Source organism: Blautia sp. AF14-40 (assembly GCF_003479665.1).
GTDB lineage: Bacteria > Bacillota > Clostridia > Lachnospirales > Lachnospiraceae > Fusicatenibacter > Fusicatenibacter saccharivorans.
In genome coordinates this window covers 1-24,427 of sequence record NZ_QUHK01000016.1, presented here as the reverse complement: position 1 = coordinate 24,427, position 24,427 = coordinate 1, and the positions used below count along the sequence as shown (strand labels likewise).

Genomic DNA, 24,427 nt, shown 5'->3' with positions numbered 1-24,427 from the left:
AGGAAAATCATGATGAATACAACGTATGAAACTTATATGAATGCATTGAAACAGGGCCTTGCATCCTTTGATTCTGCCGCCGCAGAGGAAATTTTAAACGATTTCGAATCCCATTTCGCCGACGCCCGCAGCCAGGGTCTCTCCGATGAGGAAATCTGTGCGGAACTCGGCAATGTCGACGATGTCCTCGAATTTTTCCGTCAGGAATATGCCACAACGGAGCAGCCTGTTGCAAACGTGCTGCCACAGGAGAAAATCCACTCCAATTCTGAAGAAACACATCCGAACTACCCGTACGCCCCTTCCACCGCCATCACCGCTATGGAAATCTCCCTGCGGAACGCTTCTGCCGACTTTGCTCCGGGCACTTCCGCTTCGGTTGAGTTTGACTTTTCCGGCGACTTCGATCCGGACCGCTTCGAAGCAGGCATTGAGGGCAATACGTTCTGTCTGCGAGAGAAAAAGCTCATCCCTTCCGTATTCTGGAAACATCTTTTCTGCAATAATCACCAGAAAGAGGTGTTCTCCTTCCAGGTGCCGTCCACCGTACAGAAGCTGACGCTCCGCTCTTTGAACGGCGCGACCGGGCTTGATACCCTCTCCCTTACTACGCTCGAAATTTCCGCCACAAACGGCAAAATCACCGGCGATTCCCTTTCCGCATCCAGCTGCCGCATACAGGCTGCGAACGGAAAGATCGTCCTGACCCGTCTGCGCACAGACAGCCTCGATGTTTCCGCCACAAACGGCAGACTTGAAATCACCGGCGGCTGCTCCCGCGCATCCTTAAACAGTGTCAACGGCAAAGTCCTCTTCGAGGGAACCTGTTCCGAGTACCTGACAGCAAAATCCGTCAACGGTTCCGTAAAACTCCATCTCCCGCACGATCTTGCCGATGCGTCCATTCATGCATCCACGACAACCGGAAAAATCCGCCTCGTCTCCAATGGAAGAACGGAATCCTACACAAAAACATTCACCCGCTCCGGTATTTCTGCATTCACCATTCAGGCAAGTACCGTCAACGGAAATGTCCTGCTCTCTGACTTGCCGGCAGAAAACTGACAAAAAAGAATGGACTGGATAAAATGTTTTTCTTTAGTCGACTGATATGTAAGAAGAACACTGACTACAAAATCAGTGTCCTTCTTTCTTCCTTTACATATATTTCATAATAGTCGGCAATAATACATTCATATCTATTGGTTTTGCAACATGATCATTCATGCCACTTGCCAAAGCCATCTTCTTATCTTCTTCAAACGCATTTGCTGTCATTGCAACAATTGGAATCTGCGATTTGTTACCGTCTTTCAGTTCTCGAATTCTCCTGGATGCTTCATATCCGTTCATAATCGGCATCTGAATATCCATCAGAATCAGACTGTAGTAATTTTGCTTTGCTTTGTTAAACATATCAATACATGCAACGCCGTTCTCCGCTCTTTCTATCATGATTCCCTCTTCCGTCAAAAGTTCCGTTGCAATTTCTGCATTCAAGTCATTATCTTCTACCAGAAGAACCCTTTTTCCTTCCAGTTTTTTGATATTCAACTGACCATCTGCATGTTTCGGATTCCTTTCTTCCGCATTTGCTATTTTTAATGGAAGCGTGATTGTAAAAGTAGAACCTGCTCCCGGTTTGCTCTGAACTGTGATCTTGCCATTCATTAAATCCACCAGTTTCTTCACGATTCCCATGCCAAGTCCGCTACCTTCTATTCCGCTGTCTGACGAAGATCGTTCCTGTGAAAATGATTCAAAAATATGTTTTTGGAATTCTTCTGACATTCCGATTCCGTTGTCTGCTATGATAAGCTCTAATACACTCCAACCTTCTTTTTCGCCGGGATATTGGTTCAATGTACAGCTTATGTTACCGCCTTCACCCGTGTATTTCACAGCATTACTCAAAATGTTAATCGTAATTTCAGATGATCTTGCATCATCCATATGCAGGTATGGATATCGAATGTTCTTATTGACTTTCAGTGTTTGATGTTTTTCTTCTATCGGTTTTCTAAACATATCAATACATAAATCAAAGTTTTTAGAAACATCTGTTATTGTTTCATCCAGCGTTGCTTGGTTGTTTTCGATTCGTGCTAATTCAAGAATGTTATCAATCAAATGCAGCATTTTCTTTCCGCACAATAATATTTTTTCAAAGTAATCCTCTAATATAGTTGGCTCCTTTAAATGTTTCTCTCCCAATTCTGCATATCCAATGATTGCATTCATAGGGGTACGAATATCATGAGACATATTAAATAGAAATGTTGATTTTGCTTTATTAGCTGAATCGGCCAGTCTTGCAGCTTCCTGCAACAGTTTTTGCTGTTTCTGCTCATTTTCTTTTTGCTTCTTATATACAGAATATCCACAGGTACATAATATTACCAAAATACACGCTGTAATGCATCCCAGTACAATACTTAACTTATTCGTCTTCTCAACCATTCCATACGCTTTCTGCATATCCATTTCTATGCAGAAAGCACCTATCACTTCATTAGATTCATCTTCCGCTGTCACAGGATAACAGGCTGTAAAAATAGGTCCCCATGTTGTATCAACAATATCCTGAGAATATACTGTTTTTCCAGAAAGTGCTTTTTCTATATAAGGAACCATCTCCTTTTCAATCGGATCTCCTGGATGTCTGACGTCACCAGCCGATGGATCCAGTCCGTCTACAACGTAAATCAATCTACCGTCTTCATTTCTGGTTGCTGTGTAAATATATCTCGTAGAATTCAGCGTTCTGATTTCATTCATATATGTCGACATATTCTTGAATAGTTCTGTATTCTCATCAGCTTTACTTTTTATTTCATTAAAATCTTTTCGTCCCAGTCTGTCATTTACCAGCTTATGAACCGCATCTGCACTGGAAATATCTCGTTCAATTTCTGTTTTCAGAGCAGTTTTGGTATATGCTTGTTGTAAAATAAAAGTATATGCGACAACAGCCAAAATCACCATTGCCAGAAGGAATACCAACCGTCCCTCAAAAATTTTCCAATGATTTACCGGATTTTGATCTTTTCTTTTTTGTTTTATATAGTTATTTTTCATCATCGTATTTCACATGCCTTTTATCTAATTTTAATTTAATACAAAAACGTCTCAACTCTTCACGTATTTTACAAACATGGGTTACATTTCCAGACTCATCCCTTTTTTTACAGTAAAAAGCATTCTGTGCCAACTGCCATCACACATACGGTATTCTGTGGAAATGCATTCTTCCGCCTTCAATCTTGCTGAAAGTGTAGAGATATCCAGAAATGGACGGATCAGCGAGCGGTATTCAGATGCAGCCATTGTATCACAAAACTGATACAGTTTCTGTTCTGTCATAACAAAATCCTCTCTCTATGTTTCCTGTCTGCTTATCCCATGCACCTAGAAGGCTCCTGATTGCTGCGGTTGCCTCATAATCATTCATGACAGGCATTTTGCTTTCTCAACTCTTCGCTTATGGTCTGCTTAATTTTTTCATCATCCAACGGCTTTGCAAGATGTGCGTTCATTCCTGCTTCCATACACCTTTCGGCATCTTCCCTGAATGCATTTGCAGTCATAGCAATGATAGGAATTGTTTTTGCATCCTGCCGATCCAGAGCTCTTATTGTTCTTGCAGCAGTAAGACCATCCATCACCGGCATCATAACATCCATTAAAATAACATCGTATGTTCCCGGTTCGGAAGCTTCAAAATGCTGAACAGCTTCTAACCCATTGTTCACTGTTTCTACTTTAGCTCCATTTTCCGTCAGCATAAATTCTGCTATTTCCACATTCAGCTCATTATCTTCAACCAGCAATACCCGGATATCTGATATATCTGCATCAAAATCTTCTTTTTCTTCTGGCCGTGCATTCGTATCAATTTTAAATGGAAGTATTACAGTAAAACAGCTTCCTTCACCAAGCTTGCTTTCAACGGTTATGGTTCCGCCCATCTTTTCTACAAGTTGTTTCACAATAGGCATTCCCAGACCTGTCCCATTATAATCAGAACGTGGGGAATTATCTGCCTGTACAAATGGAGTAAACAATTCATTTTTTATAAATTCTTCTGACATTCCAATTCCATTATCTTTTATTTTAAATTCACATGTCATGTGATCTTCTGATCTTTCAATCGTTCTCATACTCATGTAAATAAAACCATTCACCTTATTGTACTTCATACTGTTTGTAAACAGATTCATCAATATTTTTTTCAGATGAACTGCATTGCTCCAAACATATATACCACTGTAATCATCATGTTCTCCTATAACATGAAGTCCTTTTTCTTCTGCCTGAAAGTATAGCGACTCCGTGATTTCTTTACATACCTGATCCAGATTGATGGATTCATCACCAAAAACCACGGTATCCGATTCTAACTTTGCCATATCCAAAACATCATTTACCAATGATAATAGCAGTTTCGAAGACTCATTTATTTTATTCAGGCAATCTTTTGCCCGCTCACCATCATTTCCGCTTTTTTCAAGAATTGTAAGCATGCCCATAATGCCATTGATCGGTGTCCTGATGTCATGAGACATGTTATTTAAAAAGGAAGTCTTAGCCTTATTGGCACTCTGTGCTTCTACAAGTGCATTTTGTAATTCCTGCCGTTTTTCTTCCAGTTCCTGATTCAGTTTTAATGCCTGTTCAGCAGATTTCTTGAATCTTTCCTCCGCACGTTTTGACTTCTTCCAAGAACGAAGAATGATACACAGAACAACGAAAAAAGAAATTCCAACGATAAGTGAAACTGTCAGTAAATTATCCTGAATAAAATCCCTCACTGTAACTTTTCGTGAGGAAGCATTATACGAAACTACTGCACCCGAAAATTGAGCTGTAGGCATAGATGTCAGTGTTTTATTCAGAATGGACAAAAGAACCGGTTCTCCCTGCCGAACAGCAAATGGAACATCGGCTTCTTTTGTCAGGAAAACACTATGAAGCTTATTATTTTTCAAATAGTCAGAAACAGTACCTGAACTGCTTACAATGCAATCTGCCTCCCCTTTCTGCATCGCTTTTACTGCTGCATCTGATGTCCCATATTCTATAATCTCCCATTTTGGATAATTGTATGAAAGATATGCCTTCAATGAAAAATTATCTTTTTCAACGGCAACTGTATTCTCTTTATTTTCATCAAAAGAATCCTTTACCGTAATTGCTGCCATATTGAGAGTCAATAGCGTATCCGACAAAGCAACTCCTTTTGTTTCTGCAAAGTATGGATTCTGGTTTGTATGAAAAATCAGGTCTATTTTTCCATCCTGCAATGCCTGAAGCAGTTCACTTCTTGTATCATACCCCTTTAATTCAAATTCCAGAGTCTGACCTTGCAGACAATTTTCTGCAAGATCCACATAATCTGTAATAACACCTGTCAATTTGCCTGTTGATGGATCTACACTACTGATACCTCCATCCTGATTCAGATACCCTATCCTGATTGCTCCATGCTGCCCGATCCACTCCCTTTCTTCTTTTGAAAGAAACGAGCTGCTCTGTGCAGAAAGATAACGCCTGTAGAGATCATCAGTGTAAAATGGGTTGTCATCCTTGATTCTGCGCATAGCACTATCCAATGCTTCTTTGATATCCGGACGTTCTGGATTTATAGCGAAATAGATTTCTGTCTCTCCAATACTTGTAAGCGGTGAAATATCCGATTCTTCCCAACGGGATTCTTCTACCGAAACGAAGCAGTCAATTTCATGTTTCGACAGTTTGTCCATAATTTCTGTGGTTGTAGAAACATTGATATGCTTCGTATGCAGACCATATTTTGATTCCCATTCATTAAGCACATCCTCCACTATATTATCTTTAGACACACCAATATTTTTTCCCTCAAAAGAATCCAAATTTCCTGCTGTAAGATCCATATTGGATGCATCCGTATAGATGTAGTATTTCTCTTCCCCCATAGGCATATCGGAAAAAAGCATATTTTCAGCACGTTCGTCTGTATAGGAAATGCCACCAAGAATATCAATTTCTCCATTTTCCAACTGTGTAAAGCAGTTTTTCCAATCACTTGTTATGTATTTATATGTCCATCCTGCATAACCTGCAATATCTTGAAGATACTCATAACCATAGCCGCTTCTTTCTCCCTTTTCATTGACTACATTATAAGTTTCCTCAAAAGATCCTACCCGAATAACATGATCAGAATTTTCTTGGGCAGATGTGGAAACAGGAAAAACAACCAAACATATCATTATGCAAAATATAAAATAACAAAATTTGAAATTTCTTATATTCTGTACTAATTTGCACTTCTTCATCTTTCTCCCACCCTCCAGGCTACAGTCGCTTGCTTGCTTGCAGATTTTAATTTTACATTCATTAATGTTCAATACCTCCACAACATTTTTATAAATATCTTTGCGACAGCTTCTGCTGTACTTTTACTATAATTATACTCTACAGCCAACTTGTGTCAATTTACTAACAGAGTAATTACATTCTTTTACTCCTTAATCTTGCTATTACTCTCCCCACAAATAGAGCCGAACTAGAGCCATTCGATAAAACAAATGCCGAAAACCCGCATAAATACAGGCTTTCGGCATTTTAGTCCGTTACTCGAACTCCTTTGCGGACTGCGTTTCATGACACGCAAAGGCTGTTATTAGAGGTTTATGTTTCAAACACGCGTTCTGATTTTTCGTTTTTCGCACCGCTTATGAAGAAATAAACTCCAAAATAACTCCATTTTACTCTTTATTATTTTGTTGTTCTTCTCTTGCGTACAGGAGATCCAATGCCTGACATACAACACCACTCATGCTCTGATAGTGTCTTTCTGCATACTCAACAAGTCTCTGTTTTTGTTCTGGAGTCACCCGTACTCGTATGTTTTCTTCTTTGCCATCTTTTGGTGTTTTTCTAGCCAAACATATCACTTCCCTTCCACAAGTACAGTTTACTACTGATTACTACAAAATGTCAATCTATTTTTGTTATTTATATATATATTCTCTTGGACTAATCTTGAGTTATCTTGGACTAATTTACTTCTCACTCCTGTAGATCTTTATCTACAATCTCCCAGTAACCATTCTTTGGAGATCCATGTCTTATAAGAATACCATACTCTTTTAACTTCTTAATATTGTTCTCAATATTTCGACTGGCAACCCCAATTTTTTCAGCTAACTTAACTGCTGATAATTGATGATCTTCTGAAAGTAACTTTATAATCTTTTGCTGTGTATCGTTGAGGTCTGTTCTCCACACTACCTCCGATGCTTCTCCGATGTTTTCTTTTCCATTTGTCATCGGAAATGAACTACGGAACAGCTCTACCCGAAACATATTATCGAATTCCTGAAATCTCGGCTTCGAAAGTCCATACTCTTCTGCAGCATTAAGGATTCTTTTTATTCCGCTTCCCCATGCTTCTACAAGTCCCATCTGACTGAATATATTGGCAATGCCTTTATTCCGGATCTTCGAATGACCATTCATGACTTCCTCATAAGTTAATCCGTTATATAATCCACCCGGAGAAGTCACCTCCAGTCTTTCATCATAAACTGCGACCTGAATACAAGATTCATCCAACAGGTTACGGTGACAATGGGCGTTAATGATCATTTCCCTGATTGCTTCCGGTGGTAGCTCATATTTCTCTTTTCGCACCAAACCGTCAATTGTTGCTCCAAGTCGAATATTTCTCAATACAAAATCTACTGCTTCTTCGATTTGTGTATAGATTGGTCCTATAAATTCTCTCTTATCAAGAAATACTGCGCGATCTATTCCCTTGAATACCGCACATTGGGTTTTAGAAAATGAGAAATAATCTGATGTCAGCAACGCATAGGCATTCGTTGCCAGAAGCTGTCCCTCACTCTGCTTTAAGATCTTCCAGTTTATCAGCTGCTCTTTCTTCACAGAATGCTCTGACATTCCTGCTTTTTTCCGGAACTTTTCAATATCCTGGCAAAGTTTCTCTGTAGCTTCTTCTGAAACTGGATATCCTACACAGGTAAGTTCATCCCAGGAGATTCTGTCTCCTTCCATCTCCAGTTCTTTTATTTTCTCTGAAAATGCCTACCTTGATGTACCTGCAACACGGATATAAGTACCATTATCTTTTCCCTTTGATTTTAGATAATATGGTCTATTCTTTCCTGCTTCTACTGATACAACAATAACTGTTTTCCCGTTTACCGTCTGCGGCTCAATATCAGGAATGATCTGTGGCACACAGGAATCAGAAACTGCATTGGCAATTCCATCCATCAGCTGAAACAACACATCATTTTCCACACCAACAATCTGGTGTGTTTTATCATCTACTCCAACAATCAGCTTGCCACCTTGTGTATTGGCAAAAGCTACGATTGTCTTCATGTACTTTCCACTTTTATCAGGTAAGGATACCTTGTACTCAATATTTTTCGATTCCCCGGAAAACATAGTATCTTCTACCATCCTTTCACTCCTAATCTATACTCGCACCATTGGTGCGAATAATTCTATTTCCAGAGTAAACCTCTCTGGATCATTAACACTATTATACGTTCTATCCTTCTTTTCTAGCAAGCAAGAAAACAAAACAGTTCATTTTTTCTTACCATTTTCTTCTGTTCTTTTAGATGCCAGATAAAGTCTCGTCATCTCATCCATGAAAGTAGTTTTGTCCTCATTGTTCATAGTTCCACTGGCAAATAAAGCAGCTGCCTGTTCAAGAATCTTCCTTGCCTGTTTAGCACCAGAATATTCACTTGGCTCATCATTACCCAAGCACACATTTCTCATGTAATTCTTTAATACAAGTCTCCCACATATCCATCTGCTTCCAGATGCATATAGCACTCATCCACCTTCTCTGATTCCAGAATCCGCAAAACGTGTTCCATACCTATAGCAAGTTCTTTTGTTTTTAACTCTTCCAGCGGAATCCAATAAACTCTTCCTTCCTCAGAACTCTTTAATTCTCCGGTAAACTTATCCGCTTTATACAAGGTAATAACATAGTGCACTCCGCTCTTATGCCAATGATATAATCCTCCAAGCTTCGGTGCTTCAACCGTAAGTCCTGTTTCTTCCCAGACTTCCCGAATCATAGATTTCTGAAAAATCTCATTTGCTTCTACGTGACCGCCTGGAAAAGTTGTACCGGTATAGCTATCATTTACTTTATCCAGAGCCAGTACATTCCCTTTATGATCCTGAATCATACACATATTCATAAAACAGACCTTCTCAATCCGACTCTCTTCTTTTTCATTCAGAGATTTTCTGACACGTTTGTTGATATCCGATCGTTTGGATTTATAATGCTTGAAGACCTCTCCATACGGAATCCAGATTTCTGCATCTTCAATTTTTTCATAAACAGAATCCACCACTTCTTCCAGATGTTTGTCACTCGGAAAAGTACATTTTTTCATATAATAATCTCTGGTTGCCTGAAACATCCATTCCGCAATCTTTTCTTTCTGCTTCATTTTTAACTGTGAATACTTCTTATTCGTTTGCAGTAGTCTCCCATCTATCATCTTATGGTTTTTCCGTGACATCGGTTTGACCTCTTTTCTTCTTTTTCGTTCAGATTTTACTATACCACAGAATCATGCCTGCGTCATACTTCTGAACTTCGATGTCCTCTTTTTCTTCTCTCAGTACCTTATTTATAGAGGGATCTTTTTTAAGGACTCTCTTCCGGCGGCTGTGCCACCGGTAAATAGCAAGGACAGGAAGTGTATATACACTTCCGAAAAACCAACAATTTAGGGAATCCTGCCCTAAATTAAAAACTCAGAAGTCACTACTTCGAAGAACCAATGAAAGGAGAATCTGCCTATGGCAAAGAGAAAAAGAAATATACAAATTTTGTTTTGTGTTTCCCCGGAAGAAAAGAAGCTGATTCGCAGAAAGATGATTGAATCAAAAACAAAAAATATGGGAGCTTACCTTCGTAAAATGGCAATCGACGGTTACATCGTCAACACCGATACTCCTCCACTGAAGAAACAGTATGAGGAAATGCATAAGATTGGTGTGAATATTAATCAGATTGCGAAAAAAGTAAACAGCACCGGAGATCTGTATCCGGAAGAAATGCAAGAATTGAAAGAGATGGTGAAAGAATTATGGCATATCTTAAGATCTTCCCCATCAAAGTAACAGACAAGAAAGCTCTGGACTACATCACGAATCCAGATAAAACAGATGAAAAACTGTTAGTTTCCAGTTTTGGCTGTTCCCCGGAAACTGCAGATCTTGAATTTTCCATGACAAGAGAAATGGCAAAAAAGAATGGAATGGACAAAGGCGATAATCTGGCATTTCATCTAATCCAGTCATTTAAACCTGGAGAAGTTGATGCCGAAACTGCCCATCGCTTAGGACAGCAATTTGCAAACGAAGTACTGAAAGGAAAATATGAATATGTGATCAGCACCCATGTTGACAAAAACCACATTCATAACCACATCATCTTTAATGCAGCAAGTTTTGTTGATCATCACAAGTATGTTTCCAATAAGCGGAGCTACCATAAAATCTGCCAGATCAGTAATCATATCTGCCATGAAAATGGACTTGCCACCAGTATGCCAACCGGAGAAAAAAGTAAAAGCTATAAAGAGAACATGGAATATCATCGTGGCACCAGTTGGAAAGCCAAGCTACGTGTCGCAGTTGATAAAGCAATCTGGACTTCCATCAACTATGAGGAATTTCTACAAAAAATGCAGTTAGCCGGATACGAAGTCCGCCAAGGAAAGCACTTATCCTTCCGTGCACCGGAGCAGAAGAACTTCACTTATATGAAATCTCTCGGAAGCTATTATTCCGAAGAAAATGTCCGCATCCGTTTGGCAAAAAATCGTAACAAAGTAAAAGCTCCAAGGCATCTGTCCAGAGAAGCTCGCCTGTATATCAATATCTCCACGTATGTTACAACCAGCAATCGAGAAGGATTTGAACGTTGGGCAAAACTCAATAATCTGAAAGAAGCGGCACGCACCTTCAACTATCTTTCCGAAAATAACCTGCTGAATTATGAAGATTTCCAACAGCATCTTTCTGATGTTGATGCTTCTGTTAAAGCGGCTGATCAGAGAATAACGCAAATCAACAATGAGCTGAGTACACAGAAAGTCATTCAGAAACACTGTGATTCTTACCGGCTCTGCCGAAAAGTGATTGAAGATTGCAAATCTGCAAAAAATCCAAAAGCATACCGCACCAAGCATCAGGCAGAATACCAGCCCCACGATTCACTAAAAAAAGAGCTTCAGGATCTCGGTGTTACCAAAATCCCAAGCTCCAATAAAATCCAGAAGCGGAGTGAACATCTTGAATCTGAACAGGCTGCTACTGTCCGAGAAAAACAGGAATTGCGAAAAAAGCAGAAGACACTGGATATCATTAGACAGAATTTCACAGCACTGCTCTATGCTCCTCAAATATCAAACAACGATATCAATCGTACCGTTGCATCAACACTTCAACATTAATGTCCGAAACGTTTTAAACCATATAACACAAGAAAACTGATTCCACCGCAATGGATCAGTTTTCTTTAATAATAGCTACTTCATTTTTCTCTTTTTATAGAATCCTACAATCAAACCAAGACTAACAATCTCTATTAAAAACCATGCACCTATATTTGTTGTATCTCCGGTTTTTACCGTATTTATTATTTTCTGAATAGTATTTGGTTTATCCGGTTTTGAAGGTGTCGGATCCTTTGGCTTGTCTGGATTGTTCGGTGGTGTTTCTGGTGAAACCCATTCAGCTTTTGGCTCTATCGTTACATTATATTCTATATTCCCATTGATTTCAGATGGAATATTAACAAGGAATGGAGCAGATTCAAATTTATCTGTACCACTTTCCACATTTCCAATCTGTGCAACCAGATAGATTCCTTCATCCAGTTCTCCAAAACTCGTGCGTCCAGAAGTATCTGTTTCTTGCGTTAAGCCAGAAATATTATTTTCCTTCGCAAATGCAAACAATTGTCTTGCTTGTTTTTCTCTTGCTTCTGCACTGGTATCTTGTAACGATATACCTGAATCTTTAAAATCATCTTCCCAGATCAGCTCATCATTTTTCATATATTGAATTGGAAATATCGAGAACTTTGCTCCGGAAAGAGTCACTTCTTTATCCGAACTATTTCTCCCCTTGCAAATAATTTGAATGCTTCCTATTCTACTTCCTGCTTCAGCATGGATTGTTGAAATATCTATAAAACTACCGACAAGAAAAAGCATAACGAATAAAATAATGTGAATACTTCTTATCTTCTTTCGCACCTTGCTTTCCTCCTTTTTCTATCTCGTATACTATAAATTACAGCTATCATCAGCCCTATGAAGATTACTATAATTGTTGCAATTAGCACTTTAGCAGTAAAAGATAACTCCGGTTTTATATTTGTATCCGGCTCTTGCTTCGTTGCCTCTTCATAAGGTATTCTCTCTCCACGTACTAAAAGTCTGTGTGTGTTAATTGCAAATGGTGTACAAGTAACAAGTGTTGCATAATCCTTACCAGGTTCAATAGACAAGCTATCTGTCTCTTGTGGCAAAACCGTTAATATCTGATCAATCTGATATGCCAGGGTTTCATCTAAAACTTTAATGTAAAAAATATCCCCTACTTCCAGTTTATCCATATTGGTAAATAGTGTTTTTGTCGGAAGACCTCTATGTCCGGTCAGAACTGTATGTGTACTTTCTCCACCAACCGGAAGAGATGTACCCCAGAAATGTCCGACACCTGCCTGTAACACAGTTTCACTTGTTCCATGATAGATTGGAAGTTCTATATTAATCTTAGGAATACGAATGTATCCCATCATTCCAGAACCATCTACGTTCAACAGTCCCTCATAGCGAGCATCTATTTCCACATCTTCCTGCGAAAATGGATCAATCAAATCAATATTCCCCAGCATTTCCTGATTGTATGCTCTCGCATCTTCCAGCATTTGCTCTTTTTCTGCCTTACTTAACTTTACGCTTTCCTCATCATAATAGGATACAACTTTGGAACCATTCTTTTCATTCAAATAACTACTAAACGTTGGATACAACAATACGGAGAATGCAACCAAAAGCACGATCAAACGAATAATATCTTTTATTGTTATCTTCTTTTTTTTCTTCTTACTCTTCATTCCATTCTCCCTGTTGTTATACTTGGAATTGCGGTTACCTTCCATGGAAGATAACCGCCCATTCCTTAAATATTATCTTGTATCTCTAGTAAAATTATTATGCTTCTTTTCTTTTGTCACGGATGAAGCTTACTGCTACACCGAATACAAGAAGAGCTGCGATTACAGCAAATGCGATTGCTCCACGTCCACCTGTGGATGGAAGGAGGGAACCAGTGCTGTTCTCGACTTTGACAATTTTGCCATCTACTGTTCCTTTATCTACAGTAAGAGTCCAGTCATTCTCATCCGCAGTAGTGCTCTTTGTGATGGTAACTTTAATAGCATCTGTCAGTTTATTGTAACCCTCTGGAGCCTTTGTCTCTTTCAGATAATAAGTTCCTGCTGCCAGACCATTAATGTGTAAGTTGTATCCGGTTCCTTCAAATTTGGTTGCAACTGTTACCATATCAGTAATCACACTAGGATCTGTTGATGCCTGATCAGCTGCATAAGAATATTTACCATCTTCATCTTTTGTTACTTTAATAGGTTTGCTTTCATCAATGGTACCTTCTGTAGTTGAAGCGTACAAAGTAAAATGTGCACCCGCTAAGATTTCTTCTGGATTACTATCTTTTTTAACCTTTAAGATATCTAACGGATAGGTCGGTGTCTTCACTTCACTCGGTGTTGTAGTTGTTGTTTCACCTGGTTTATTACCATACTCTAACTGAGCCTTGTTCTTTTCTGTTACAACTGCGGCTTTATTTACTTTTGCATAATATGTAACAGTAAATTCTTTTCCCTTGTTTGCCTGGTTAGCTCTTACCCATTCTGACAGGTCAAGAGACATTTTTCTATTGTTTGCTGCATCAAGTGTTGCTGTTGTAGGTGCTGTACTAGCATCTGTAACTCCTGCATCTTTAAATGCTACTTTTACATTAACTGTTGTAGCACCTGCTTCAAGAGCTGTTCCATTTGCATCGTTTACAAAATCAAGACCTTTAGTTAATTCATCATGGATTTTATATACATATTCAGAGTATCCTGTTGTATCCGGGATTGCACCTGTTACTGTATATGTTACGACATCACCGATATTTACTGTTGTTTTATCAGCTGTTTTATCAATGCTTGGTGCTTCTGTTTTTAAGTCTACTGTAGTTGTATCAGCATCTACAGTAACTAAAGAAGACTGAATCTCTTTTCCACCTGTTACATATACAAGATAGTAACCAGCTGCTAAATTATTAAATGTATAAGATGTTTTATTTTCTTCTGTGATTTTTCCAGAAGTTGTTGTTGCTTCTAACTTTCCTTCCAAAGCTTTTGTAGTAAAAGTATTTGCAAAATTCTGTACTTCAGTAGCGTTATCAGATCCAAGTTTAGTAACTGCAGCTGCAAAATCTTCATCTTTAGAAGTTTCAGCGATATTTAATACAGTTGCCAATGTTTTCTTATAAGTCTCATTTACTGTATAAGCATAGTTCTTGTTCTGTCCTTCGCCTGACTCTGTTACATCAAATAATTTGTACAGATTAATTGTCTGACCTTTCAGATTCTGTGCTGGTTCTGTTGTTTTTACATTAACTGTAAGTGTGTGTGTTCCTGTTGCTCCTTCTGCGGCAAATGCTGTGACAGACATAGCCATCATCATAATCGCCGCCAGCATTAATGCCATGATTTTTTTCATTCTCTTCATAACAATTGTCTCCTTTTCTTGAGAATTTTTCTTTTATAGTTTTTCTGCTTTTTTATTTTCCTTGCATTTTTTATATCTCATTATGAAATATACCAGGAAAAGCAGAACAGCTATCAGGTAAATCAAATAGCTTCCGTATCCTCCGGTATCCGGAAGACTTGGGAAATGTTTATTAGTTATTGTGAAGGTAAATCCATCTTGCGATTTATTTATCGTTGTTGTATAACCATCCACTTCTGCTTCTGTGATGGAATACGTATAATAATAAATTTCATCTCCATCTGTCTTGTATGCCGGGAGTTCCTTTATCACCTCCTGCCATTTAGATTTATCGATGGAACCTTCTATTTTGTAACTCTCGTAACCTGGTACTGGTTCTGTCATTTCATTTCCTGCCTTATCTTTCCAGGTACGTGATATTGTTACCGTAATACTGTTTGGTCTTGACTTATCAAAATTGTTTAAATCCTTCCAAACTTTATTGATTGTCAGCTTGATATGTTCATCACATGGATCCTGTGACTCGGATGGCTCCGGAGTACCACTTTCTCCTGTGTTCAATGTTGTTTTAGTATCTGCCATCAATACTGCTTTTGCCGACGATTCATATGCTTTCAGTTCTGCTGTCGTTGACGATGTATCATCTGTCAGCTTTGCATTTTTCAAAGTATCATAGCTTTTTACCGAATTCATATGGCCCAGTGTGTAAATATCCCATCCACTGGAAGCGTCTTTTTCATAGCTGAGATTCAACCTGTCTGAATTCTTTTTGATCTGATCCAGTGTCTTCTCCAGCTTTCTATAAATACGGTAATTGTTGTCCTCACCTTCCACTTTTTCCAATGTGTTGAACTTATATTGTGAATCTAATTTACTTATTCCGCTAAATGGTCCGACAAGATCTTTTGTTCCACGAACCACATCACAGTAATACATGTTGTTATTCTTCAAAAGTCCTTCATCGTTGAATCCAACAAAGCCACCACTTCGTCCGTCTTTAGCATCACCATCATTGTTATTTCCGGCACCACCGGCATAGACATCATATCCATGACTGACACCGTAGACATTACTATCTGTAATTCTTGTTCGATTGGCCTTGATCAGACTCACACTGATATTGGATTTGGCATCATTATCATCCAAAAGTCCATTTTCATTACATGGAAGTTTGATGGATGAATCTCCGATCGTAATAATTGCAAGGTCTGTCTGTTGGTCGTTATCCGTTGACTTCTTTGAAAGTCCTACAGAGATATCCAATCCAAGCAGATTTACGTGAAGTAGTTTGCCATCATACAGTGCATCCACTTTAATAATTCCAAGATTAATCTTCAGAAGATTGGAGTCCTGGATTTTATCCAGATACAATGCCTTTATAAGTTCATTAACAAGTGAGAATATTACATTCACTGCTCCAGAATCCAACTTCAAATCTGCAAGATAAGCGAAACTTGTTCGTCCTGCAAAGCCGCCGGCTGTTCCACCTGACGCTACCTGTTTCAGTCCAATTTTCTGGTTCGTCTTGTCACCTGCTGTACAATTCGACATTCTTGCAAGATTTGCATATCCGATAAATCCTCCGGCAATCTGCTCATCTCCATTTGTACTCTGCACGGTGTAACCGTCATCCGTTCCTGTAACTGCACAGTCATCAATGTGAGAACCAAAAATGTCCATAACTCCAAGTGCTCCACCGAGCAACTGTCCTTTATTATTTCCAAGAACGTCAATCTTATCTGCCTTAACCACTCCACTCTTTCCAGAATAGCCAACAAATCCACCGACACTATTTAAACCTCTTACATTACTTAAGCTCGTTACTTTGCTGTTTTTTACAGAACCATTTAACAGCGATCCACCAAATCCTCCGGCCGTTCCGCTATATGTAACCTGATTGTTCTGTCCGGATTTTATTGCTGTGTTTGCGCTGACACTTAAGCCAGCATCTTTACTTCCGTTTACAGTTCCGTAATATACGTAACTTCTAAACGCATCCAACACATCGGTTCTACCAAGCTGCAAAAGTTTATCCAAAAGAGATGTTTCACTTCCTGCACTGATATTGGCAACTCCGGCTACATCAGCAACACCGAAGCATCCTCCGGCATATTCACCTGCGACTACGGAACGGATATTCTGTACAGAAACTCCTGCCTCTTCCGTATCCTTCTTGCCGAGTACCGTTCCTTCCAGATTTCCGGCAAATCCTCCGGCTGCTTTTGCATAAGAAGTGTTATTTCTTCCACTTGCATAAGCACCATTTACGATGATTCCCCAGTCATCCCAGGCTTCCACATCTGCATAACGGATAGTTGCGACTGTGGCATTTAATACTTTTATCAAATCTGCCGGTTTACTTAACAGTTTGTTCAGAAGCTGGCTAAGTAATCCTTCTCCGGCAGTAGGATCCACTGTTGCTACACTTCCTGGTCTTGAGCTTCCGACGAATCCACCAACATAGCTTCTTCCTTCAACTCGTCTTAGCTTTGTGACCTTGCAGCGTGCATCATTTTCGCCCCAGATCTGCCCACCGATCAGTTTTCCTACATAACCTCCGGCATAACCACAGGTATCCTTGTCATCTACACCTTCTGACTGGACAATCAGTCCACTCTGATAACCATCTACCGAAGATTTCTTGATTACTGGCACAAAGACATTAAGTACCTGCAGCATTTGTCCTAATTGCAGATTAAGACCGAGGATATCAACTCCTCCAAGCTTTGCTGCTCCGCCGTTTATCATTTCACCTGCAAAACCGCCGGCGCATCGAAGCCCTTTAATTGTCTTCGCCTGATAAGCCTGTCCATTTGTAATAGTTCCGGTCTGCATTGATCCGACATAGCCACCGGCTGCTCCGCCATTTGCCAGTTTTGTCTCATCTCGGTAATTGACTCTTCCTGCTACAACATTGTATCCGTAAGCATACTTTCCGATGATTGCATCCAGTTCAGCCTGATTCCTTACTGTTCCATGCTCCGCAAGATCACTTCCGTAACCACCCTTTTTTCCGACAAACTCCACCCATTTATTCCAGGTTTCATAATCCATCAAGGCAAGTGGTCCGTAAACTGCCGTATTTTCTTCTGTCGGATAAACAACGCTAAGTGCTCCCAGGATGTTATCTACCTTTACCAATCCCCATAATAAGGACAGGTTTCCGGTGCTTGCAGTATCTGCTGACTCCATAAGTCCTGTAAAACCACCGGCAATTTCTTCTCCGTATACAGATCGGATCCGGACTGCTTTGCAGACACTTGTTGGTCCAGTATAATCTTTACCTTTCCAATTCTTTGTATTGTTTCCCCAGATATGACCGCCTTCATTATGCCCTGCATACCCTCCGGCCATACCTCGTTGTACTTGTGTTGTTGAATCCGCATCCGCACGAACTGCACCACCACAAGGAACACAAGTCGTAGAGCTGTTTCTGATTGTCGGCACAAAGTCCTCCGCCAATGATGCCAATGTATCTGACACATCAACAAGACCACCTAAGATACCCGTATCGCCAAGAACATTTGCCACATTTCCTGGTTCCAGATCTCCCACATAACCACCAGCCGTAATCTGTCCAATGATATATGAGAAGTTATTTGCGTTGGAATCCTGAATGTGTCCACCGGAAATCTTTCCGGCAAATCCTCCTGCATCACCAAGTATGTCATTTGCCGATGCATCAGATGCTGTATTTTTCCAGGTCGCTTTTACTGCAAAACCGCCAACATTTCCTGTAACATTCGAATGTTCTATTGTAGAAACAACAACATTCAATGCATCCAGCACATGATTGATTTCTATCGAGTTGCCAAGTACACTCAAACCTTTTCCAACGGAAGCTGCAGAACCGATATCCATATATCCGATATATCCACCTGCATATCTGGCACCAGTTACTGCATATGTGCTTTCATTTTCATCATAGTATGTTGGTGCTTCATCTGCTTCCAGATCCTTCGGTTCCTTTACAGTAGTGTGCTTCAGATTCGTAACATCACAGTAGCTTACCTGTACACCGCTTCCGTAACCGATAAATCCTCCGGCACTTCCGGAATGACTGTCCTCTGATTTCGTCTTGTTGGCAGTAACATTAAATCCGTTGTCTGACTTGACTCCGGCATACTGCACATATGGAATGTAGGCATTGATCAGATTAAGCAGATCTCCAACATTTATATTCAGACCTTTGATTCCTCCGAGAATGCTGATTCCACCTCCAGCATCTGCCAATGCTCCGGAGTAAACATTTCCGCCAAAGCCTCCGGCATAAGATTGCCCATTTACATGATCCAGATTATATACAGAATAATAGTTACCTTTTCCTGCATCCTGGTTGTTAACCGTTCCACTCTGGAAGTTTCCGGCAAAACCGCCTGCTGTATCTGCAGCAACTCCGCCTTTATCAACATAAGTAACCGTGCACTCTGTATAAGAAGGAAGCAAGTACTTGACAGCACCTAACAACTTATTTACATTTAACAAAGCTTTGACATCCGCTTCACCAGCTACATCTGCAAGACCTCCGGTCTGTGAGGAACCTACAAATCCTCCGGCAAAACCGTCTTTATCATTTGCTGTTACTTCTTTTAAATTTTTCACATCGGACTTAATGATCTCACAGCTGTTACTTTTTCCGATGAAACCACCAGCTGTATAATCCACTACTTCGCCGTTGGAATTTGTACCTATTGCTTCTGCAGTCATGCCTCCTGCGATGCCATTTACATGAGCTTCGTTGATTTTAACTCTGACACCTTCTGCCACCGAAAGCAGATTTTCAACTTTCAGCAAGTTGTTCAGTCCTAACAGATTCAAAGTCAGTCCGTTTCCACCTGCCAGATCTCCCGGACCTGCACAACCGATAAAACCACCGACTCTGTTTTTTGCTGTAACAGATTTTACCTGATTCAATGTTACAGTATCCACATCTCCACCAACAGCCTCGCCAATCGCTCCGCCGGCATAATTTTCTTTTGCTTCAACTGTATATCCATCATTTACTCCCGTCACCGTTACATGATGCACAGTAAATCCAAGGAAGTTTCCTATTCCAAGCGTATTATTTAAAAGCCCTGTAACATTTGCTGTTGTTACGCTTCCGGCAATACCTCCGGCACGATTTTCACCTGCCGTAACTGTTTTTAATCCTGTGAGCACATTATCTCTTTGGGCTACACTGCTCACATCCCCTACGCCATGTTTCCAGTACGGAAGTTTATTTAAATATTCTGGACTGGATTCTGCAATATAGACGCCATCACCACCACCAAGAATACCACCGGAATAACTCTTGCCAGCCTCAACTGAAACTGATGAACAATTCATGTTACATCCCAGGATTGCTGATGGTGCAATTCCTACAAGTGACAAAAGCATGCCCGCTTTTTCCGGATTACTGGACAAGAGTCTTGTCAATAAGTCTTTTACTGTTGTTAAAAGGCTTGCATCCTTGACTTCTTTATTTCCAAGGTTTGTAATCCAGCCAACTGTTGAAATACCGCTCACACCGCCGGCATAACTTCCGCTTGCATTAACTGCAATGCTTCCGCTCGCTCCGCAGTTGACCGCATAACTGTTTGCCTGTGCTCCTACGATACCGCCTTGATAATTTTCACCAGATACTGAGACATTGCATCCTGTCAGATTGCAATTTAACAGTATACTCTGGGGCTGCATTACTCGAATAAGTTCAACACCTACATCACTTAACAAGCCACGGATTTCCGCATCTCTGCTGATTCCTGCAAAACCTCCGCCGTATTCTTTTGCGGTTACAGAATAACTACTGTTTTTCACGGAGCAGTCAAAGATTCTTGTTCCTACCTGCTGTCCTACAAAACCACCAGCATAATCTTTACCGGCAGCTCCGATAGTTCCTGCCAGATTCTCTACATGACAGTTTTTAATATTTACATTTTTGTATCCAGTAGGAATTAAACTACCAACCGGCAATGCCTTGTCCAGAAGAATTGTGATCAAATCTCCAAGTCCAAGTCCCGGAATTGCATTTAACAATGATGATAATGCATTCACCGTTACTCCAAGAGCTTTCGACAATCCGTCATACTCTGTTACACCTTCTGTATAACCAACAAACCCACCAGTGCGATCATTAATGTTCGAAACACTGACCTTTCCTGTCACATCACAGTTTTCAATGGAAACATCTCCCACTAGCCTTCCGGCAAATGCACCTGTTGCATAAATCGTCGGATCCTTTGCTCTTGCATTTAAAAGTGCTGATAATGTATCTTTCAAATTCAGGTTTACGTTTCCAAATGTTAAAACTCCTACTAATAAATCAACTACACCACCTACAAGCCATCCAAGTCCTGATGTGAGTCCACTTATTATGGTCTGAGTGTTTTTATGTTCATTCGTGTTATTTTGTACGTTTACATTTTGTAATTCTAGGTTTGATACAGAGACCGTTCCGGCACTGACACCAATATTGTTTACATTAACCTCATTCGTAACTGTTCCAAAAAAACCAATTCCTATGTACTTAGATCCATCCATTGCATCTGCCTGGTTCACATTCACATTAGAAATTACAGGTTTTCCAGTTGCCAGAATAGTGTTTCCATCCGTAATCATTGTTTGTCCATCTGCTAACTTTGCACCTTTGATATCCCCCGATACCATAAGTGGTGTCCAAAGATCATCTTCTTGATTTGAGTTCACACCATCCTTTGATAAGTCAATATCTCGGAAAATGATGTAATTTGCATTGGATGAATATTTTAAACCACCATATTCTTGCTTTAACTTCGTCAGACTCGCTGTTTTATTGTCAGGCAACCCCTGGTCGTTAACGCCACATAAACTACCAGTTCCTACTGTAAGACCACCCAATAAAGACCCTAACAGTCCGCCTACTCCATTCAGTAGACCCGTAACAATATCATCGCTTGTCAAATCGACATCTGCCAGCTTATACTTACCATTATCTTTATAATATAAATAAGAGTTATCACCGTTCACTGTATCTGGCTTTTGTTGAAATCCAGAAAGATGGGTAGTTGCCCCTTCTGCAGCAACAGCATCAAGCCCAAGATCCGCATCGCCTGGATAGTATGGTGTGTAGGAAGGCTTTCCACCAAGTAATCCACTTACTAACCCCTGACTATAATAAACATATAGTCTTGGAGTTACGCTCTTATTGCTTCCAATTGCCCGCAGCTGTGACTCATTTCCGATCAGAATATATTTCTTCCCGGAAACTTCTACATATAACTGCCCTGGTTTTGTTCTTCCATCTGCATGCTCACCATCTAGCCATTGAACTCCATCCGCCGCTTTTTCTGTCAATTGATCTGCAACTAATTCCGGCTTATCTGAATTAAACTTCTGCGATAACACATAATTATGAGACTTACTATAAGTCAGATACTCCTGATCATCTCCATCCGGATAAATCATCTGCCCCATACCAAACTGTGGTGCATCATAATCCAATGACATAACTGGTTCCGTTTCAGATTCTTCCTGTGCAAGCACCATTAACTGATATGGGTTATAAATGTAGATGGTGTCCGTTTCTTTGTCATAGAGAGTCGGTGTTTCATTTTCTTCTATTTCCGTACCCGTGATAGTTCCGGTAAAGGAATCCGGCACTGACCACATCTGTTCCAAGTTCATCTGGATGTCATTCATCAAAATGTATTGGGCATCTGCACCGTATTTCAGCTCTGTGCCTTCACTCTTTACTACATCTCCAGAACCAATCCTTCCATCCTTATCACCTGTGTAAATATAAGCATCTGAACCAATCTGTTTTAATTGTTCAAAATTATAAATGCATATTTTACTATCCTTATAATAAGCCTCTATATTATCTGTTGATTCCGCTTTAACATTTTCACCGGAAGATTCCGATTCGTTATTCTTTGAGTTTTCATTTGTTTCCTCCGATATCTTAGATTCGGATTCCATGGTGCCATTTATTTCATCTGAAACTGTGGATTCGGTTGATGCTTCATCATTGCTCATATTGGTTTCATCAGAAAGGTCCACTTGGCTCGTGTTGGTACCTGATGGATTCAGATCTGCTGCATCCGCAATATTCACTTGAGAAAATAAGATAGCCATACATAGTATGACTGCGATAATTCTGTTCTCTATCCTTCTTTTTTTCTTCATATCTGGACCTCTAATCTTTTGCCTTCACTTGTTACTTTAATTTTGCCTCTTTAACCAGTTTTGCTGCTTTGCCGCCTCCTGAAAGCATTGCATCAGCTGATTGGAAAACGCTCCGCATTCACCATTTGAAATCATCCGTATCGCTTCTTCATGTTCATATTTTCTTTTGTATGGTCGATCATTGATCAATGCATCGTAAGCATCAACAATCCCAACGACCTGTGCGCACATCGGAATCGCATTCCCTTTTAAACCGTCTGGATATCCTGATCCATCATATCTTTCATGGTGGTGTCTGCATATTTCATAGCTATATTTGTTCAGCTTTTCCGTTGTTATCCCCTCTGGGAATCTCTGGGTCATCGCCGCACCTACTAATGGATGTTGTTTTACTACATTCATTTCTTCATCTGTCAACTTTCCATTTTTATTCAAAATTTCAATTGGTACTTTTATCTTTCCAATATCATGAATCGGTGCCAAATGGGCTACTGAAGCAATTTCTTCATCCGTAATTCCGTATTCCGGATAATTCTTCTGCAATTGAAGATATACCTGTTTCGTATAGAAACTGATATCATCTTGATACCCTGATTCAACTATCTGATTATGATTCAATACAGTAGTTAAAAGTGATACCATATCCCAATACTGCTTTGCCAAATCCTGTTCTTTCTTTACGAGTTCCTGTTCCATTCTTATAACTGTGTTCTGGACAATCGTCTCATTATGTAATGTAATAATTGCAGTATTCTCATTTGCATCTATATATTTTTTTGCTTCCATCCAAACATATTCATTCTTATCTTTTCCCGTAATTCTGCGATATGGAAGATCTTTTTCCATACATCCATCAACCAGGTTTTCTTCTAATCCTTCACTTGATAAGAAACCATGAACCATTTTTTTATCAGAAACATACACATATCTTTCTACATACTGGCTTATGAACTCTTCATAGCTTTCTGTATTTCTTACTTTCTCATACACTTCACGGATATGTGAGTACACACACTCGTAGTTTTTATCCTTCAAGTTCAGTTTTAACACAACATAAAATCGTCCAAAATATTCATCTTCTCCAGGGCGGATAACATCTGAAACTTTTACGCTCTCTAATTTATTATTGTATGTATTCTGCAAACTCAACAATATTTTATGTATCTTGCAGGTATCTTCTAAATTTCTTGAGCAAAAACGATCTTCTTCCAAACAACGATTAATTGCCATTGTTTCCTCTACACACGATATAATTTTCATCAGAGAAATATTCTCCGGTTGTTTTGCCAGCATATAGCCACCATTTGTACCTTCACAGGCTTTTATGATTCCTGCTTGCTTTAACTTTTTTGTTATTTTTGGAATATAACTGGATGGAACACTTAGTTCCTGAGATAATTCTGATGTAGAGATCA

16 protein-coding genes are annotated in these 24,427 nt (G+C 39.7%); 3 read left to right on the top strand and 13 right to left on the bottom strand.

Translation table 11 applies throughout. The annotated features are described in order from the left end of the window. Positions 1-9 precede the first annotated feature (9 nt). The gene (locus DWW13_RS11930; RefSeq protein ID WP_118700592.1) at positions 10-1,065 is read left to right on the top strand and encodes a DUF4097 family beta strand repeat-containing protein; all 1,056 of its coding nucleotides are present in this window, start codon (positions 10-12) and stop codon (positions 1,063-1,065) included. Between the two features lie 93 nt (positions 1,066-1,158). On the opposite strand, the gene DWW13_RS11925 is transcribed toward DWW13_RS11930, so the two are convergent. From DWW13_RS11925 to DWW13_RS11895, 8 genes are all read right to left on the bottom strand, one after another. Next, positions 1,159-3,081: a hybrid sensor histidine kinase/response regulator gene (locus DWW13_RS11925; RefSeq protein WP_055221365.1), complete on the bottom strand. Its 1,923-nt coding sequence runs from the start codon at positions 3,079-3,081 to the stop codon at positions 1,159-1,161. Between the two features lie 78 nt (positions 3,082-3,159). After that, the gene (locus tag DWW13_RS11920; RefSeq protein ID WP_022462380.1) at positions 3,160-3,363 is read right to left on the bottom strand and encodes a hypothetical protein; all 204 of its coding nucleotides are present in this window, start codon (positions 3,361-3,363) and stop codon (positions 3,160-3,162) included. Between the two features lie 80 nt (positions 3,364-3,443). Continuing rightward, entirely contained in the window at positions 3,444-6,317 is a 2,874-nt protein-coding gene (locus DWW13_RS11915; protein ID WP_118720177.1) for a response regulator, read from the bottom strand. Between the two features lie 432 nt (positions 6,318-6,749). Further along, positions 6,750-6,929, bottom strand: coding sequence for a hypothetical protein (locus tag DWW13_RS11910; RefSeq protein WP_028086473.1), 180 nt, complete (start codon positions 6,927-6,929; stop codon positions 6,750-6,752). A 124-nt stretch (positions 6,930-7,053) separates the two neighbouring features. Beyond that, on the bottom strand, positions 7,054-8,061 hold the full coding sequence (locus DWW13_RS11905) for an ATP-binding protein (protein ID WP_243026125.1): 1,008 nt from the start codon (positions 8,059-8,061) through the stop codon (positions 7,054-7,056). A gap of 30 nt (positions 8,062-8,091) precedes the next feature. Then, the gene (locus tag DWW13_RS19415; protein WP_243026123.1) at positions 8,092-8,475 is read right to left on the bottom strand and encodes an AlbA family DNA-binding domain-containing protein; all 384 of its coding nucleotides are present in this window, start codon (positions 8,473-8,475) and stop codon (positions 8,092-8,094) included. A gap of 129 nt (positions 8,476-8,604) precedes the next feature. Next, positions 8,605-8,787 (bottom strand): hypothetical protein, encoded by a 183-nt coding sequence (locus tag DWW13_RS11900; protein ID WP_147398327.1) that lies wholly within the window; start codon positions 8,785-8,787, stop codon positions 8,605-8,607. A gap of 23 nt (positions 8,788-8,810) precedes the next feature. After that, positions 8,811-9,494: an 8-oxo-dGTP diphosphatase gene (locus DWW13_RS11895; RefSeq protein WP_243026121.1), complete on the bottom strand. Its 684-nt coding sequence runs from the start codon at positions 9,492-9,494 to the stop codon at positions 8,811-8,813. A 355-nt stretch (positions 9,495-9,849) separates the two neighbouring features. On the opposite strand from DWW13_RS11895, the gene DWW13_RS11890 reads away from it, so the two are divergent. Next, the gene (locus DWW13_RS11890; RefSeq protein ID WP_118720171.1) at positions 9,850-10,173 is read left to right on the top strand and encodes a MobC family plasmid mobilization relaxosome protein; all 324 of its coding nucleotides are present in this window, start codon (positions 9,850-9,852) and stop codon (positions 10,171-10,173) included. Beyond that, positions 10,140-11,510: a relaxase/mobilization nuclease domain-containing protein gene (locus DWW13_RS11885; protein ID WP_118720169.1), complete on the top strand. Its 1,371-nt coding sequence runs from the start codon at positions 10,140-10,142 to the stop codon at positions 11,508-11,510. The genes DWW13_RS11890 and DWW13_RS11885 overlap by 34 nt, the downstream gene beginning before the upstream one ends. 75 nt (positions 11,511-11,585) lie before the next feature. Here the strand turns inward: DWW13_RS11885 and DWW13_RS11880 are convergent, their stop codons facing one another. The 5 genes from DWW13_RS11880 to DWW13_RS11860 all read right to left on the bottom strand — a co-directional run. Continuing rightward, on the bottom strand, positions 11,586-12,317 hold the full coding sequence (locus tag DWW13_RS11880) for a hypothetical protein (protein ID WP_118720167.1): 732 nt from the start codon (positions 12,315-12,317) through the stop codon (positions 11,586-11,588). Continuing rightward, positions 12,302-13,183, bottom strand: coding sequence for a class C sortase (locus DWW13_RS11875; RefSeq protein ID WP_117805386.1), 882 nt, complete (start codon positions 13,181-13,183; stop codon positions 12,302-12,304). The genes DWW13_RS11880 and DWW13_RS11875 overlap by 16 nt, the downstream gene beginning before the upstream one ends. 97 nt (positions 13,184-13,280) lie before the next feature. Further along, a complete protein-coding gene (locus DWW13_RS11870; protein WP_118720165.1) occupies positions 13,281-14,867 on the bottom strand; it encodes a SpaH/EbpB family LPXTG-anchored major pilin in 1,587 nt (528 codons plus the stop codon). 33 nt (positions 14,868-14,900) lie between these two features. Beyond that, entirely contained in the window at positions 14,901-23,012 is an 8,112-nt protein-coding gene (locus DWW13_RS11865; RefSeq protein ID WP_118720163.1) for a Cna B-type domain-containing protein, read from the bottom strand. A gap of 36 nt (positions 23,013-23,048) precedes the next feature. Continuing rightward, the coding region (locus DWW13_RS11860) for an Rrf2 family transcriptional regulator (protein WP_118720161.1) at positions 23,049-24,427 on the bottom strand (1,379 nt) is incomplete at its 5' end.